Origin of the sequence: Pseudomonas sp. AF03-9 (genome assembly GCF_020515815.1) — a bacterium.
Lineage (GTDB): Bacteria > Pseudomonadota > Gammaproteobacteria > Pseudomonadales > Pseudomonadaceae > Aquipseudomonas.
In genome coordinates, this window is sequence record NZ_JAHPJF010000031.1 from 24,375 (window position 1) to 40,481 (window position 16,107).

Annotated in this window: 15 protein-coding genes; 3 read left to right on the top strand and 12 right to left on the bottom strand. The window is 59.8% G+C overall.

Annotation, left to right across the window (positions count from 1 at the left end):
• Positions 1–74: 74 nt before the first annotated feature.
• Complete coding sequence (locus tag LIY36_RS26195; RefSeq protein ID WP_226457696.1) at positions 75–983, top strand: LysR family transcriptional regulator; 909 nt, start codon at positions 75–77, stop codon at positions 981–983.
• On the opposite strand, the gene LIY36_RS26200 is transcribed toward LIY36_RS26195, so the two are convergent.
• The 9 genes from LIY36_RS26200 to LIY36_RS26240 form a co-directional block, all read right to left on the bottom strand.
• Positions 980–1,465 carry a DoxX family protein gene (locus tag LIY36_RS26200; RefSeq protein WP_226457697.1) on the bottom strand — a complete coding sequence of 162 codons (486 nt, stop codon included), beginning with the start codon at positions 1,463–1,465 and terminating at the stop codon, positions 980–982. The genes LIY36_RS26195 and LIY36_RS26200 overlap by 4 nt on opposite strands.
• Positions 1,462–2,238, bottom strand: a complete 777-nt coding sequence (locus tag LIY36_RS26205; RefSeq protein ID WP_226457698.1) for an HvfC/BufC N-terminal domain-containing protein — start codon at positions 2,236–2,238, stop codon at positions 1,462–1,464. The genes LIY36_RS26200 and LIY36_RS26205 overlap by 4 nt, the downstream gene beginning before the upstream one ends.
• Positions 2,235–3,113 (bottom strand): MNIO family bufferin maturase, encoded by an 879-nt coding sequence (gene bufB / locus LIY36_RS26210; RefSeq protein ID WP_192299301.1) that lies wholly within the window; start codon positions 3,111–3,113, stop codon positions 2,235–2,237. Before bufB ends, LIY36_RS26205 begins: the two co-directional genes overlap by 4 nt.
• Positions 3,114–3,136: 23 nt before the next feature.
• Positions 3,137–3,433, bottom strand: coding sequence for a BufA1 family periplasmic bufferin-type metallophore (locus tag LIY36_RS26215; protein ID WP_024073886.1), 297 nt, complete (start codon positions 3,431–3,433; stop codon positions 3,137–3,139).
• 260 nt (positions 3,434–3,693) lie between these two features.
• Complete coding sequence (locus LIY36_RS26220; protein ID WP_017735935.1) at positions 3,694–4,395, bottom strand: ABC transporter ATP-binding protein; 702 nt, start codon at positions 4,393–4,395, stop codon at positions 3,694–3,696.
• Position 4,396: 1 nt separating this feature from the next.
• A complete protein-coding gene (livG, locus tag LIY36_RS26225) occupies positions 4,397–5,164 on the bottom strand; it encodes a high-affinity branched-chain amino acid ABC transporter ATP-binding protein LivG (RefSeq protein WP_017735934.1) in 768 nt (255 codons plus the stop codon).
• Entirely contained in the window at positions 5,161–6,414 is a 1,254-nt protein-coding gene (locus LIY36_RS26230) for a high-affinity branched-chain amino acid ABC transporter permease LivM (protein ID WP_192299299.1), read from the bottom strand. Before LIY36_RS26230 ends, livG begins: the two co-directional genes overlap by 4 nt.
• Positions 6,411–7,334: a high-affinity branched-chain amino acid ABC transporter permease LivH gene (gene livH, locus LIY36_RS26235; protein ID WP_060753800.1), complete on the bottom strand. Its 924-nt coding sequence runs from the start codon at positions 7,332–7,334 to the stop codon at positions 6,411–6,413. Before livH ends, LIY36_RS26230 begins: the two co-directional genes overlap by 4 nt.
• A 229-nt stretch (positions 7,335–7,563) precedes the next feature.
• The gene (locus tag LIY36_RS26240) at positions 7,564–8,691 is read right to left on the bottom strand and encodes a branched-chain amino acid ABC transporter substrate-binding protein (protein ID WP_226457699.1); all 1,128 of its coding nucleotides are present in this window, start codon (positions 8,689–8,691) and stop codon (positions 7,564–7,566) included.
• A 355-nt stretch (positions 8,692–9,046) separates the two neighbouring features.
• Here LIY36_RS26240 and LIY36_RS26245 point away from each other — a divergent pair, with 355 nt between their 5' ends.
• Positions 9,047–9,358 (top strand): DUF2288 domain-containing protein, encoded by a 312-nt coding sequence (locus LIY36_RS26245; RefSeq protein ID WP_226457700.1) that lies wholly within the window; start codon positions 9,047–9,049, stop codon positions 9,356–9,358.
• Between the two features lie 304 nt (positions 9,359–9,662).
• Entirely contained in the window at positions 9,663–10,712 is a 1,050-nt protein-coding gene (locus LIY36_RS26250) for a hypothetical protein (protein WP_226457701.1), read from the top strand.
• Positions 10,713–10,748: 36 nt separating this feature from the next.
• On the opposite strand, the gene LIY36_RS26255 is transcribed toward LIY36_RS26250, so the two are convergent.
• The 3 genes from LIY36_RS26255 to LIY36_RS26265 all read right to left on the bottom strand — a co-directional run bounded on the left by LIY36_RS26255 (position 10,749) and on the right by LIY36_RS26265 (position 15,898).
• Complete coding sequence (locus LIY36_RS26255; protein ID WP_192299296.1) at positions 10,749–12,926, bottom strand: hypothetical protein; 2,178 nt, start codon at positions 12,924–12,926, stop codon at positions 10,749–10,751.
• A gap of 203 nt (positions 12,927–13,129) precedes the next feature.
• On the bottom strand, positions 13,130–15,394 hold the full coding sequence (locus LIY36_RS26260; protein ID WP_226457702.1) for a putative bifunctional diguanylate cyclase/phosphodiesterase: 2,265 nt from the start codon (positions 15,392–15,394) through the stop codon (positions 13,130–13,132).
• Positions 15,395–15,532: 138 nt separating this feature from the next.
• A complete protein-coding gene (locus LIY36_RS26265; RefSeq protein WP_226457703.1) occupies positions 15,533–15,898 on the bottom strand; it encodes a YkgJ family cysteine cluster protein in 366 nt (121 codons plus the stop codon).
• Positions 15,899–16,107: the final 209 nt, after the last annotated feature.

Consider the following 16,107-nt stretch of genomic DNA (forward strand, 5'->3'; position numbering starts at 1 on the left):
TTCAGTCTAGAGTGGCTTTTTCCCTGGATAAACGTGCTAATAGGCAACCTTTGGTTTTATTTTGGAAACAATCCATGAGCGAGATGGATGACCTGGCGGCCTTTGCCGTGTTGATCGAAGCCGGCAGTTTCACCGTGGCGGCGGAGCAGTTGGGCTGTAGCAAGGGGCAACTGTCCAAGCGCATCAGCCAGTTGGAAACGCAGTACTCGGTCGTGTTGCTGCATCGCACCACGCGCAAGCTCAGCCTCACCGCGGCCGGCGCGGCGCTGCTGCCCCAAGCCCAGGCGCTGGTGGTCCAGGTCGACCGCGCCCGTCAGGCATTGGCGCGGCTCAAAGACGATCTTGTCGGACCGGTGCGTATGACGGTTCCGGTGTCGTTGGGCGAAACCTTCTTTGATGGCTTGTTACTGGAGTTTTCCAAGCACTACCCGCAAGTTCAGCTCGAGCTGGAGCTGAACAACAACTATCGCGATCTGGCGCGGGATGGCTTCGATTTGGGGGTGCGTTCCGGTGCCATCGAAAACGCGCGCCTGGTGGCCAAGCCATTGCTGGCCTGGCATGAGATGACCTGCGCCAGCCCGGCTTACCTGGAGCAGCATGGCGAGCCGCAGACCCCGGCGGATCTGGCCCGCCACACCTGCCTGCTCAACAGTCACTACAGCGGCCGCGAAGAGTGGCTGTACCACCAGCAGCACGAGTTATTGCGGGTGCGGGTCAGTGGCACCTTCGCCTCCAATCATTACAACCTGTTGAAAAAGGCTGCGCTGGTCGGGGCTGGTATTGCCCGTCTGCCGTCCTACGTCTTACCCGCGGAATTGGCTGACGGGCGCTTGCGCTTGCTCCTGCGCGACTTTCAGACGCGGAGCATGCCGATGTACTTGGTGCATCCCTATCAAGGCGGCCTGCCGCGTCGCACTCAAGTGTTGGCCGATTACCTGGTGGACTGGTTCAAGCGCAGCGGCGAGGCCCTCGACCGGCTTTAGTGGTAGCGGCGGGCGATCAACTGGTCGATGGACAAGCGCCCCGGTCCCTTGGCCACCAGCAGCAACAGCACGGCGATCCAGGTGCCGTGGGTCGGGTAGGCGTCCGGGTAGACGAAGAGCTGAATGACCAGGGTCATGCCGATCAGCGCCAGGGCCGAGAATCGCGTGGCGAACCCGACTAGAATCAGCACCGGGAAAAAATGCTCGGCAAACGCCGCCATATGTGCGGCCACCTCCGGCGACAGCAACGGCACGTGGTATTCGCTGCGAAACAGCGGCAAGGTCGACGCGGCCAGGCGTGGCTCACCCAGCTCGAAGGTGCCGCCGATCAGGTCCACGGCAAAGCCCTCGACCTTGGTTTGCCCGGATTTCCAGAACACCGCGGCGATGGAAAACCGTGCGATGAAGGCGATCAGGCTGTAGGGGATTTTTTCGAATAGTTGAATGACCCGTCTTACCAGGCACGGTGCGGAGGTGTTCATGGCGATACCTTTTGGTCCAGATGCAAATGAATGATGGCCTGGTGGCTGATCAGCAGCGTCAGGCATTGGTGCAGGTCGAATTCAGCGTTGGCCTCCAGGGCGCACTCCACGGCCCTCTGCAAAGGCAAGCCGTGGCCCAGGCGGTCGATAAAGGCCAGCGATCCAGGGTCGATGGCGAACACCTTGACCTCCAGGCCTTGGCGCAATACAAGGGCACTCTGGGCATGCCAGGGGTCCAGGGTGCCTACGCCACCCTCTGCCTGATGCGCGGCCCACATCGCCACCAGCGCATACGCGCTAGCCAGCGTGGTCACGGACGGATGCAGTTGCACGCGCAGCGCCCCCAGGTCGGCTTGGCCTTGCAGGGCCTGGAGTAGCGCTTGAGGGGCCAGCGGCGCATGGTCGGCCGCGTGATACGCGCAGACCCGCAAGCGTTCCAGCCGTGCCATATCCGCCAGGTAGGGCACGCTGGCCGCCGGTTCGAAACCCTGGATGAAGTCGGCGAGCGTACTGCCGTACTCGCACATCAACGGGCTGGTGGGTGGGCAGCTCTGTAGGTAGAGGCCGGCCATGGCGCGGAAAAACCTGTCGCCCACCAGTTGCAGGGTCACGGGGTACGCGGTGGCCAGCGCGTTGATCAACGCGCTGTGTACATTGTTGCGATACACCGCGAAGCGGCTGGCGGGGTCGGCGCCGTTACGGCTGAACAGGCCGTCGGGGCAGGTCGCTTCGGGGGCCAGCAAGGCGGCGGCAAAATCGGCGTGCAGGCTCATGGGCTGACCTGCGACAGGTGCCAGTCCGCGTGCCGGGCTTCGGCTTGCAGCACGCTGAAGGCCGGTACCTGATTGTCGCGTTCGATCAATGTGGCGACCGGTCCGGTGCGTGTCAGTACACTTTCGTACAACTGCCATACGGCGTTATCGATGGGCGCGCCGTGATCATCGATCAGTAGGCGTTCGCCGAGGCTGTCAGTGTCTTCGGCAAAACCGGCCAGATGAATCTCACCGACGGCGTGCAGCGGTAACGCGTCTATGTAGGCCAGTGGCTCGCGCTGGTGATTGATGCACGACACGTAGACGTTGTTGACGTCCAGCAACAAACCACAGCCGGTGCGGCGGACGATTTCGCTGATGAAGTCGGTCTCGTCCAGGGTCGAGCGCTGGAATTGCAGGTAGGTCGACGGATTCTCCAGCAGCATCGGGCGCTTGAGCGCGCTTTGGACCTGGTCAACATGTTCGCACACACGCTTGAGGGTGGCGGCGTCGTAGGCCAGGGGCAGCAGGTCATGGAGAAACACCGGGCCATGGCTCGACCAGGCCAGGTGTTCGGAAAAGGACTGGGGTTGATAGCGCTCGATCAGCGTGGCCAGGCGTGCCAGGTGCGCAGGGTCCAGGGGGCCTTCGCCGCCGATGGATAGGCCCACGCCGTGCAACGACAGCGGGTACTGCGCGCGGATCAATCCCAGGTAGTGATGAAAGGGCCCGCCGGCGACCATGTAGTTTTCGGCGTGCACTTCAAAAAAACCGATGTCGGGGGTGGTCTCAAGCACTTCGCTCAAGTGCTCGTGCTTGAGCCCCAGCCCGGCCCGGCGCGGAAGGCCGGGCGCCTGAGCCTGGGAGGCGGGGTGCAGGGATGAAAGAATCATCATCAGTACTCAGGCGGCCCAGGGTTTCAGGACTTGGCGGTGAAGGCCGCTTCCTGGCCGAAACCGGTCGGCGAGGTGGAGCTTGGGGTTTGGGTGCAGGTGCCAGCGGGAACCAGCTTCCAGGCGTTGGCCTGGTCCTTGGTTTTCGAGGTGCCAGCGCAGGACGTGCCAGCGCCTGCGGCACAGTCGTTTTTACCGGCTTCAGCGACGCCGAAACATTTCTGCATATCGTCAGCGGCGTGGGCGGTGGTGGTCAGCGCGGACAGGCTCAGGGCGGAACCGAGGGCCAGGACGAGGGTGGCAGCGGACAGTTTGGTGGTCATGGTGAATCTCCAGCAGTGGGTTGAGTTGGCGGGCTTGATTGCCTGCTTGCACCACTAGAGACAGGAGGGGGGGATCCGTTACAAACCCACCAAAAATAATTTCGGGTCTCATCGGATTCAAAGAAACACACAACGCAAATGTGGGAGCGGGCTTGCTCGCGAAAGCGGCGTGCCAGCCAACAGATACTTGGCTGATCCACCGCATTCGCGAGCAAGCCCGCTCCCACATTTTTTGACCCGGTTCGTGCTGCAACCGGTGGTTAACCGCCCAGGTACGCCTCACGCACCTTGGGATCGGTCAGCAATTGCTCACCCGAACCTTCCATCACCACCCGGCCGTTCTCCAGCACATAGGCACGGTCGGCGATTTTCAGGGCCTGGTTGGCGTTCTGCTCCACCAGGAACACCGTTACACCGTCCTTGCGCAGCTGTTCGATGATGTCGAAGATCTGCTGGATGATGATCGGTGCCAGGCCCAGGGACGGTTCGTCGAGCAGCAGCAACTTGGGCTTGCTCATCAGCGCCCGACCGATGGCGAGCATTTGCTGCTCGCCGCCGGACATGGTGCCGCCGCGCTGGCTGAAGCGCTCCTTGAGCCGAGGGAAAAGGTGCAGCACCTTGTCCATCTGTTCCTGGAAGTCGCCCTTGTCGGTAAAGAACCCGCCCATGGCCAGGTTCTCTTCCACGGTCAGGCGGGAAAATACCCGACGACCTTCCGGCACCACCGCGATGCTTTTGCGCATGATCTGCGACGATTGCAGGCCCACCAGTTCCTCACCCATGTAGCGGATGCTGCCGCTGTGGGCTTGCGGCGAACCGCACAGGGTCATCAGCAAGGTCGACTTGCCGGCACCGTTGGCGCCGATCAGCGTGACGATCTCACCTTGGCGCACTTCCACGTTGACGCTGTGCAGGGCCTGGATCTTGCCGTAGAAAGTGGAAACGTTTTCGAATTGCAGCATTTTACGCTTCCCCCAAATAGGCTTTGATCACTTCCGGGTTGTCGCGGATCTGCTCCGGCGTCCCGTCGGCCAGCGGCGTGCCCTGGTTGATCACCACGATGTGATCGGAAATGCTCATGACCAGTTTCATGTCGTGTTCGATCAACAGCACGGTGACGTTGTGTTCCTCACGCAGCACACTGATCAGCGCCTTGAGGTCTTCGGTTTCCTTGGGGTTCAGGCCGGCAGCCGGTTCGTCGAGCATGAGGATGCGCGGACGGGTCATCATGCAACGGGCGATTTCCAGGCGACGTTGCTGACCATAGGCCAGGGTGCCGGCAGGGCGGTTGGCGAACTCGGTCAGGTTGACCTTGTCCAGCCAGTACGCGGCAAATTCCATGGCCTCGCGCTCGCTCTTGCGGAACGCCGGGGTCTTGAACAGGCCCGCCAGGAAGTTGGTGTTCAAGTGACGGTGCTGGGCGATCAGCAGGTTCTCGACCGCTGTCATGTCCTTGAACAGGCGCACGTTCTGGAAGGTCCGCACCACGCCCTTGCGGGCGATCTCGTGACCGGCCAGGCCCTGGATCGGCTGGCCGTCCAGCAGGATGCTGCCACCGCTCGGCTTGTAGAAACCGGTGAGGCAGTTGAACACCGTGGTCTTGCCGGCGCCGTTGGGGCCGATCAATGCGACCACCTGTTTCTCTTTCACGGTCAGGGCCACGCCGTTGACCGCCAGCAAGCCGCCGAAGCGCATGCTCAAGTTTTCAACCTTCAGGATCTCGCGGCTCATTTGCGCAGCTCCATGTGTGGACGTTGCATAGGGAGCAGGCCTTGAGGACGCCAGATCATCATCAGCACCATCATGGCGCCGAACATCAACATGCGGTATTCGCTGAACTCACGCATCATTTCCGGCAGCAGGATCATCACGATTGCCGCCAGAATGACGCCCAACTGCGAGCCCATGCCACCCAGTACCACGATGGCGAGGATGATCGCCGACTCGATAAAGGTGAACGACTCCGGGGTGACCAGGCCTTGGCGCGCGGCGAAGAAGCTGCCGGCGAAACCGGCGAACGCAGCACCCAGGGTGAAGGCGGAGAGCTTGATGATGGTCGGGTTCAGGCCCAGGGCACGGCAGGCGATCTCATCTTCGCGCAACGCTTCCCACGCACGGCCGATCGGCATGCGTAGCAAACGGTTGATCACGAACAAGGCCGCCAACGCCAGCAACAGCGCCACCAGGTACAGGAACACCACTTTGCTTACCGGGTTGTAGTCGATCCCGAAATACTCGTGGAAGGTCTGCATGCCTTCTGCGGCGCTGCGGTCGAACGACAGCCCGAAGAAGGTCGGCTTGGGGATGCTGCTGATGCCGTTCGGGCCACCGGTGATGTCGGTCAGGTTACGCAGGAACAGTCGGATGATTTCCCCGAAGCCCAAGGTCACGATCGCCAGGTAGTCACCGCGCAAGCGCAATACCGGGAAGCCCAGCAGGAAGCCGAACGTCGCCGCCGCCATGCCCGCCAGTGGCAGGCAGATCCAGAAGCTCCAGCCCAGGTAGTGCGAGAGCAGCGCGTAGGTGTAGGCACCCACCGCATAGAAACCCACATAACCGAGGTCGAGCAGACCGGCCAGGCCCACCACGATGTTCAGGCCCAGGCCCAGCAACACGTAGATCAGGATCAGGGTGGCGATGTCGACGGCGCCGCGCGAGCCGAAGAACGGCCAGATCAATGCGGCGATGATCAACGCGATGATGATGTAGCGCTGGGTACGCGGCAGGGTCAGGAATTGGCTGACCTTGGGCGATACCAACGGCCCACGGTTGCCCTTGAACAAGGCACCGACCTGTTGGGTGAACAACACGCGCAGGAACATCAGCACCGAACACAAGGCGATGATGGTCAGGGTCACGGGACCGGTGCCATGCACTTCCAGGTTGATGCCGACAATGCTCAGCTTGAGGCCGAGTACCGGAAAGGCCACGGCCCACACCAGCAGGGCGCTGAAGAACGCCGATTTAAGATATCTGCTCATACTTTCTCAACCTCCGGACGGCCCAGAATGCCGGTCGGACGGAACAACAGCACCAGAACCAACAGGCCGAACGCCACGACGTCCTTGTACTGGTCGCCGAAGATGTCGGCGCCAAAGGCTTCGGCCACACCCAGCACCAGGCCACCGAGCATCGCGCCCGGGATACTGCCGATGCCGCCCAATACCGCTGCGGTAAAGGCCTTGAGGCCTACCAGGAAACCGGCGTTGGGGTTGATCACGCCGTACTGCATGCTCAGCAGCACCGCCGCGACCGCTGCCAGCGCGGCACCGATCACGAAGGTCAGGGCGATGATGTTGTTGGTATTGATGCCCAGCAGGTTGGCCATCTTGATGTCTTCGGCGCAGGCCCGGCAGGCGCGCCCCAGACGGGAGCGGGAGATGAACAGGGTCAGGCCCAGCATGGCCACCAGGGTGACGACGAAGACCAGGATCTGCATGTAGGAAATCAGCACTTCCTCCGCGCCGCCCGGGCCGAAGGAGAAGCTCCCAGGGATCAGGTTGGGGATGGATTTATCCTTGGAATCCTGGGACAGCAATACGGTGTTCTGTAGGAAAATCGACATGCCGATGGCGGAAATCAACGGGATCAAACGGTTGCTGCCACGCAAGGGACGATAGGCAACACGCTCGATACTGTAGCCGTAGGCACTGGTTACAACGATTGACGCGATAAACGCGGCGGTCATCAACAGCGGCAGGGAGTGGATCCCCATCATGGCCAGCCCGGCAAGGGCGATAAAGGCCACGTAGGAACCAATCATGTACACCTCGCCATGGGCGAAGTTGATCATTCCAATGATGCCGTAAACCATTGTGTAGCCAATGGCTATCAAGGCATAGGTGCTGCCAATGGTCAGGCCATTAACCAGCTGTTGGAAAAAATGATAGATCTCAGGCATTACAGCGCTCCTAAAAACCCGATACGCATTTCACTGGTGGAGTCATGTTCCGGCCCCGCGCTGTGTTCTATGAGCACATTTGCACGAAGCGTTTGCCAGCGAACCGCTGGTGACGGTTTTAAGATTTTCAGGTGAGCCAGCGCCCGGATCGCGGGTGACAGGCCCATAAACCTCGTAAAACAAAGCCCACTGCTTTCACAGTGGGCTTGTTGGACCAGTAACGCCTGGCTTACTGAGGGGAAACTTCGGTTTTTGGTTTGCCGAAGTGCCATTCGTAGACCACGAACTTGAAGTCCTTCAGGTCGCCCTTGGCGTCAAAGCTCAGGTCGCCGGTAGGGGTCTTGAACGTGCCCGCGTGGATGGCGGCTGCCACTTTGGCGGTGTCTTCGCTCTTCGCGGCAGCGATACCGCCGGCGATCAGCTCAACGGCGGAGTAGGCCGGGAACACGAACGGGCCGCTTGGGTCCTTGCCGTCAGCCTTGATGGCGTCAACGATGGCCTTGTTCTCAGGCTCGGCGTCGAACGACTTCGGCAGGGTGACCAGCAGGCCTTCGGAAGCGCCTTGGGCGATTTGCGAGATGGAGTCGTTGCCGACGCCTTCCGGACCCATGAACTTGGCTTTCAGGCCTTTTTCCTGGGCTTGGCGCAGGATCAGGCCCAGCTCTGGGTGGTAGCCGCCGTAGTAGACGAAGTCGACGTTGGCTTGCTTGAGCTTCTGGATGATCGAGGAGAAGTCTTTGTCGCCGGCGTTCAGGCCTTCGAAGACGGCAACCTTGGTGCCTTTCTTCTCAAGGGTCTGTTTGACGGCGGTGGCGATGCCTTCACCGTATTGCTGTTTGTCGTGCAGTACGGCAACGACTTTCGGCTTCACGTGGTCGGCGATGTAGTTGCCGGCCGCTGGGCCCTGGGCGCTGTCCAGGCCGATGGTGCGGAAGACCAGCTTGTAGCCACGGGCGGTGATGTCCGGGCTGGTAGCGGCCGGGGTGATCATGATGACGCCTTCGTCTTCATAGATGTCCGACGCTGGCTGAGTGGAGCTGGAGCAGAGGTGACCGACCACGAACTTGACGCCATCGTTGACCACTTTGTTGGCTACGGCAACGGCTTGTTTTGGATCGCAAGCGTCATCGTATTCCTTGGCTTCAAGCATCTTGCCATCGACGCCGCCCTTGGCATTGATGTCTTTGATCGCTTGTTTTGCGCCTACGAACTGCATGTCGCCGTATTGCGTAACCGGGCCGGTCTTCGGGCCGGCGATGCCGATCTTGATGGTGTCGGCTGCAAACGAATGGCCGGCAACCCCAGCCAGGACCATAGCGGCAAACAGTTTGGAAATCTGCTTAGTAGCCTTATTCATAGTGCTCCACTCTTGCTGTTGTATTTTTTATAGTTCTAGCGGCCTTGTGAGCTGCAGAACCGGATCGGATATCTCGGACATCCCCCCGGCAGCGGCCTGGCAACTGTACCGGTACAGTGTAGAGCGCCGGTTGATCGCTTGAAAAGCTGGCTGCTGGGGGCAAAACCCGGGCATGTCGCTTAAATGAAAGAAAAAGACAGAATCGCGGCGGGCTGATGCCAAAGTTTCGGGCAATCCTTGGCTTTTCTGACACTTTCTATCGATGACTCATTTGCAACTGGGTTTTTCTGCCTGGCTTTTTATGCGAAAGCCTCGACGTTATGATTGCGCCGATTTTTTACTCAGGTGAATTCCCATGACGCAAGAACCTAGCACCCTCTATGCCAAGCTGCTCGGTGAAACCGCCGAAATTTCCTGGAAGGAGCTTGAACCGTTCTTTGCCAAGGGTGCCCTATTGTGGGTCGACGCCGGCCTGGATTTGATCGAGGCCGCCGAAGGAATGGCCGAGGACAACCGTGACAAAGTCGCCTCCTGGCTGGCCTCGGGGAGCCTGGGCGAAGTGTCTGCGACGCGGGCATTGGACCTGGTGGAACGTGATCCAAGCCTATGGGCGGTGGTGGTTTCGCCGTGGATTCTGATCCAGGAAAGGGCAGCACAAGAAGGCTAGGCACCAAAAAGGTGCGTGTTTTTCGCCGAAGGAAGTGTGTAGCGGAGTAACCGCTGGCGCCGTGATGGCATGTTGCCGTAGAGAAAGGTCACAGCGCAGGGTGACGTGCGCGTCATGGGAACAGTTTTCTCGCGGCCAAAAGCGCGGGTGAATTGTTTCTTGGTGTGAATAAACGGCGGGTGCCTGTCAGATAAATCTGTGTGAAACGGTGAATTGCCGATGGATTCCGGTAAAGTTCGCCGCTTGTTACATGGAGCTTGTCATGCTGTCAGCGCTGCCCCCCTTAGAGAAAACGCCCTAACAGTTGCTCTACCTTGTCTACGGTGAACAGGATGTTTATCGGCGCGAGGCCAAGTTCAGCATCCTCACCGCCTTATCGCAGCTCAAGCGTGGAGAATCGCTGTGTATCCGAGTCATGACCGACCGCCCACAGGACTACGCCGGCTGGCCGGTTGAGACTGTTGAGCTGGATCAGCAGACCCTGACCCGCTGGCAGGGTGAAAACGGCTACATCCACCGCCGCAAGGCTTGCGCGATTGCCCATGGGGTGACGCTGGCGGACCATACCCTGTTTGTCGACACAGACACACTGTTCCTCAAGTCGCCCCATCGTGTGTTCGAGTTGATCACGCCCGGCCAGTATGTGATGGACGAGTTTGAATACGACTGGAGCTACGTCTGCAAACGCCCCGACTACCTCAAGCTGGGCGAGCACCTGCGTGCACATGGCATTTGCGCCGGCAACAGCTTCAAGCTCTACAACAGTGGCCTGTGTGGTGTTCGAGCGAGTGACGTGCCGCTACTCGAAACTGCCATCGGCTTGATCGACGAGTGGACCCAAGGCTCGTTCGATATCCACACCATCGAGCAAATCGCGATTTCTTTTGCAATGCGCGGCAGCAAGGTGTGCGAGGCAACGAAATTTGTGCACCACTTCTACGCCGACAAACGTTTCTTCCACGCCATGCAGGCGTACTTTTTCAGCCTGCACGGTGAAGCGTTCAGCCCTGATTTGGTCGCCCGTTGCTTGGATGTGCCGCGCGTCAAACCCATTCCATCGGCCTGGCAGCGCCTGCGCATCAAGTGGCAACTGCGCAATCAGTGCAAACACATGAAACGGGTTGGTCGCGATTTACTCTACGGCAGCTCCGCACCGGAGCATCCGTATTACGACGTGTGCCGACATGGCTGGTGGGAATCTGCCTATAAAGAGATACGACGCTGGGACGAGGCCGAGCAGAAGACGTTCTTCAGCGCGAAGGACGTCGTCTGGCCGCAGCAGTTGCCCCGGCCTGCCAACGCCGCTGATGAGCAAACCATCCTGGCCTTCCTGCGCCAGCGCATGGCACTCTGAAACAACGACGGCGCCGATGGGCGCCGTCTCAAGGTCTCAGGCCGTTTTACCTGTGTGGTTATTCAACGAAATAACCTTGGTCTTGCCGATGCGGTGACGGTAGATCTCGCGCAGGTACTTGATCGCCTTCTTCACACAGTCCCGCGACAGACGGATGTCATTGATCGACACGAATTTCTCTTTGTCGTTGATCAGTTCGCGGTACTTCTTCTCATACATCGGCTTGATCGCGTACCAGTTGGTATCGAGGATCTTCGCCGGGTTTTCAAACTCGTTGAGCAACTCGTCGATGCGGTCTTCGTCGAAGTCCTCGTGGATGATGAAGTCCAGGATCGAGTTGTCCAGCGTCTCGTCGAAGCGGTATGGGTTGCGCGCAAAGCAGCGTTTGATAAACGCCACGATCAAGGTCAGGAAGTCGTCCGACAGGCATGGGCTCTTGGCGATCAAGGTGGTCAGCGACAGGTTGGCCGAGGCGCCGATCACCAGGGCATAGCGCTTGAGCGTGGTATTGGGGAACAGGCTGTTGAGGTGGGTCTTGAGCCGGTTGAGGTCCATGTAGGACAGTTTGTAGTCCTTGGGCAGCGAGACGATCGACACCACCGACGAGCAGTTCTTGAAGAAGTGCAGGTCGTGCAACGCCGCAGCGTCGTAGCCGGAGTTCTTGTACTGCTCCAGGGACGCTCTGTAGCGCTTGGATTCAATCGGCAGCAAGCTGATGCCTTCGATGGCCTGGGTGACCTTGTTGAAGTGCGGCAGGTCGATGGAGCGGAAGAACAGGTCGTCGATGTTCAGGCGCTGCGGTTCTTTGTCGAACACCTTGAACTTGTCGTTGGACGGCGCCGGGGTTTCCGGCACCACCGACTCGGCGTAGGCAATCGCCACCGGCCCGGCCAGACTCATAAACAGGTCGTTGGCATCCAGGCGGATGGTCTCGCCGATGTCGATACCGGCGCGGCGGAAGTAGTTCTGGTCGTAGTCGGTGGTCACCGCCTGGGCGGTGAGGATGTTGAAGATCTGCTGGGAAATATACTGATTGGCGTGTTTTTCCATGGCATTGACGTCAATGTTCTGGATGTTGCCGTCATCGCTCTCTTCGGCGTAGCGCATGATGTCGTTGGAGATCAGCATCATCGCGTTCCATGGGCGGATTCGCCCCTTCACGCTGGCCTCGCTGCTGTCTTCATTGGCGAAGTTGTATGAGAAATCCCATTCTTCCGACAGATACTTGCAGAGCAAACGCCCGGCGTTGATATGCAGTGCCTCGGACATTTCGCTGCGGTGGTCGGAGATGTTCGGCAGCACGCAGATGCCGCTGGTGAAGATCGGCTCGAACACAAACGCGTGGCCGCTCTTGCTGTCATGCTCGTCGGCGGGCTTGGTGTCGAAGGTCTTGTTCATGTACGAGTGTTGCTGGGCCAGGCCGAATTCCGAGGCCATGCCTGAACCTGTGCCGCCGCCGGCGCTGAAGATCGAGAAGTACAGGCGCGACTGGTTGGCCTTGATGCCGCAGGAGTCGATCAGGTACGAGTGGATCATTTTCCAGTCGGGGCTGGAAAAGCGCTGGGTATCTTTGTTGAGGATGATCTTGGCCAGGTACTGGCCGAGGATCGGCGCGTTACCCGCGCCACCGGCATGCACCTCCGACAGGTCCATGATTTTCATTTTGCTGTAGTCGCGCAGGAACCCGCTTTTTTCACCCTTGCGCGAGAAGCGGATGCGCCCGGCGATGTCCTTGTCCAGGTCGCCGAGCATCACCAGCGGTTCCACCAGGAACACCGGCTTGCTGGCCTTGCCGCCGCCCAGGCGCAGGTTGTTGCGGATCCACTGCGCCGGGCTGTAGCCCTTGTCCGCCGATTTGTCTTCGTTACTGAACTCATTCAGGTAGAACTTGCGCGCGTTGTACACCAGCTCGGCCACGTCCAGCGCGATGTTCGAACCGCAGCGCCCCAGACCGATCAGGCAGACCGAAGGAAATTCCTGCTCGTTGCGCGGGTCGCCGTCGCCTTCCTGCTGGGGCAGGCGTGGGAACACCATGTCGCGCAGGCCGTCGAGGTTGTCGAGGATGCGGTCGGTGTTGGTTTCGGTGAAGTACAGGTATTGCTGGGTGGCCAGCGGGCGGGCGCTGCTCAATGACTTTGAACCTGGGGATTTTTCCACAGGTGCTGTCGGCAACACGTCGGGGACCACGGTGGCAGAGTTATTTTTGGAAGTCATTGGGCGCCATGTACCTGGACGGATGGCTGGAGAATTTCAAGGAGCCATCACTGAATGGGAGTTCGCGACTTTGCAGCGCGTCTTCGTCCGGGATGTGAAAATTAACCCTGCGTTCTCAAGGGAAAACGTAGCCGGACTCTGATGAATCGGCCGTTGGTCGGGTTTCTTTAAGCAAATGATGGCGAAATGCCAAAGTTTCGACGTCAGCGGATTGGCCGCACCACCGAGGTGGAACCGGCACGGCCGGGGGAGGGCGCCTTGGGGGCGCAAATGTCCGTCGCGCCCGCCGCGCTCAACGCATGCAGCGGGTTGTGCCTTTCAATGCCTTGGATCACGCCGATGATGTCGGCGGCGCACACCGCCGGGCTGAGCAGGTAGCCCTGGACGAAATCGCAGCCATGCTTGAGCAGCAACTCGAACTGCGCCTGGGTTTCCACGCCTTCGGTGACCACCTGCAGGTGCAGGGTGTGGGCCATGCCGATAATCGCCTGGACGATCTCGATGTCGGCAGTGGATTTGGGGATGTCCTGGATAAACGAGCGATCAATCTTCAAGGTATTGAGCGGCAGACGCTTAAGGTAGGCGAGGGAGGAATAGCCGGTGCCGAAATCATCGATGGCCAGTGAAACACCCAGTGCACGGATCTGGCGCAGCAACGCCAGGGTGCTGCTGATATTGCCCATCAGCGCGTTTTCGGTGACTTCCAGTTCCAGGCGGTGGGCCGCCACACCGGCGAAACGCAGTGCGTCTTCGATTTCATCGGCCAGTTCGTCGCGGGCCATGTTCAAGGCCGAGCAGTTCACCGCCATGGTCAGTTCGTAGTAGCCCCGGTCAGACAACAGGCTCAGATCGTGACAGGCCTGGCGCAACACCCAGTGGTCCAGTTCGGCAATCAGGCCGTTGCTTTCGGCGATCCCGATAAACCGGTCCGGAGCCAACAGGCCGTGTGTCGGGTGTTGCCAGCGCACCAAGGCCTCCAGGCGCGAGACTTTGCCCAGTTTCATGTCGAAGATCGGTTGGTAGAACAACACCAGCTGGTTTCTGGCCCGCAGTGCGCCACGCAGCTCTTCTTCCAGTTGCAGTTCGAGAAAGGCGCGGGTTTTCAGGTTGGAGCTGAAGAAGTTCAGGGTATTGCGGCCGCTGTCTTTGGATTGGTACAGCGCCAGGTCAGCGGTTTTCAGCAGCTCTTCGCAGGTCTGGCCATCGTCCGGGAACAGGCTGATGCCGATGCTGGTGGTCATCACCATGCGCCGCCCGGCCAACTCTATCGGGTCTTTCATCTTCTGCATGATGCGCTGGGCCATGTGCCGCGCTTCGTCACGGTGGTGGATGTTGATCAGGATGCAGAACTCGTCGCCGCCAAACCGCGCAACCACGTCTTCATGGCTGCGCACCGACCCTTTGATATGCCCGGCGAGGACGCTGAGCAATTGGTCGCCGGCGTCGTGGCCGAGGCTGTCGTTGATGCGCTTGAAATGGTCGATATCAAGGAAAATAACCGCCAACATGCCGTTTGATGCGGTTTTTTCAGCGACTTTTTCCGCAAAGATCTGGTTGAATCCGCGCCGGTTGAGCAGGCTGGTCAGGGCGTCAAAATGCGCTACTTGCTGCAGCGAGGCACGGGCCTGGTCCAACTCGCTGAGCAGGGCGTTGACTCGGCGCAGGTCGCGCTCCTTGTGTTGCAGCTTCTTGTCCGCCAGCGCCGCGCTGACGCTGCTGCCGATCACCAGCAAGGTGATGACGGCGACCGACAGGCCGAGTTGGATGGGGTTGTTGTTCAGCGGCAGTGAGAGGTCTGCGCCGGTGGGCACGATCAGGCGCATGGCCGCCATGCCGGTGAAGTGCATGCTGAGGATGCCGGCGCCCAGCACCAGGCTGGCCGCGTATTTGAGCAGTTGGTGAAACACCCCGGCGCCGTTGCGCAGGTAGCTCGACAGCAGCAGCGCCGCAAGGCTGGCACCGATGGCGATGCCAATCGAGGCCATGAACAGTGCTGACTCGAAGTACGCCTGGGCCTGGGAGCGCATGGCGGATATGCCGACGTAGTGCATCAGGGCGATGCCCAGGCCCATCCATACCGACGCCAGCAGATACTGGTGCAAGCGCAGCCGGGGATGACTGAGGGTTTGCATGGCGAACAGCGAGGCGATCATGGCGATCAGCAGCGAAATGAAGGTCATGAACAATTCGTGGTGAATCGCGATGGGCGCCTGGAAGGCCAGCATGCTGATGAAGTGTGTGGACCAGATACCACCGGCCAGGCAACCGGCACCGAGCCAGCGCCAGCGGCGACGTGCAGTAGGGTCTTCGACGTGGCCGACGCGCTCGGCCATATCGAGCGTACCGAAACCGGCCGCACAGGCGACCAGGTAGGCCAGTAGCACCAGGAAGGGGTTATGACTGCAATTGAGTAATAAATGCCCGTTCGCTGGAAGCTCGGTAAAAAAATTCAGACCAAGCCATTCCATAGCGTGCCCCATCATAGAGTCTCGTCACTGCCTACGGCGATGACCTATGCAGTCGAGTATAGAAGCCTCGCAGGATTCGCCATGAATAATGGCACTTTGCTCTGAATGATTTTGGCATGCCGGCCATAGCGTTTGATGCTAAGCGCTGATGGGCAGATCCAGCTCGAAGGGCGATTCCAGGGGCGGCAGGCCGAAGGCGGCGCGGGCTGCATCGCAATCGGCGTTGTGCACGCCCTCGTGCCAGGACGCTTCAAATTCGCGGCAGGTACTCGAGCGTTGCGTGTAGATCGAGCAACTGGTGCCCTTGCCCACTTCACCTTCAAGGCTGCAGCAGCGTACGGGTTTCTGGTCGGTGCCGATCATCGCCACGCGGGTCGGGTTGATCTGTACCACCAGATCGTCGGGTACCGTCCCTCCGGACGAGGCGCACTCACCCCAGAAAAAAGACACGCGAAAGTGTGAACAGCAGGCACCGCAACTCAGGCACGGACTGGCTTCGGACATGGGCGTCATCGATAAGAAAGTAAGAGGGGGACTACAGGAAGGCTTGCCATTCTATCTGCGCCATGGCCGTTGGGAAGAGGGGAGCAGATATATATTTTCGTAGGGAAAGTCCCATGAAACCGGGGGAAATCATGCCCTATCAGCTTTACGAATCATTACAGACAAGCGCTGCCAGCCCCACTATGTTGCAGGGACCGGGCAGGATGCAT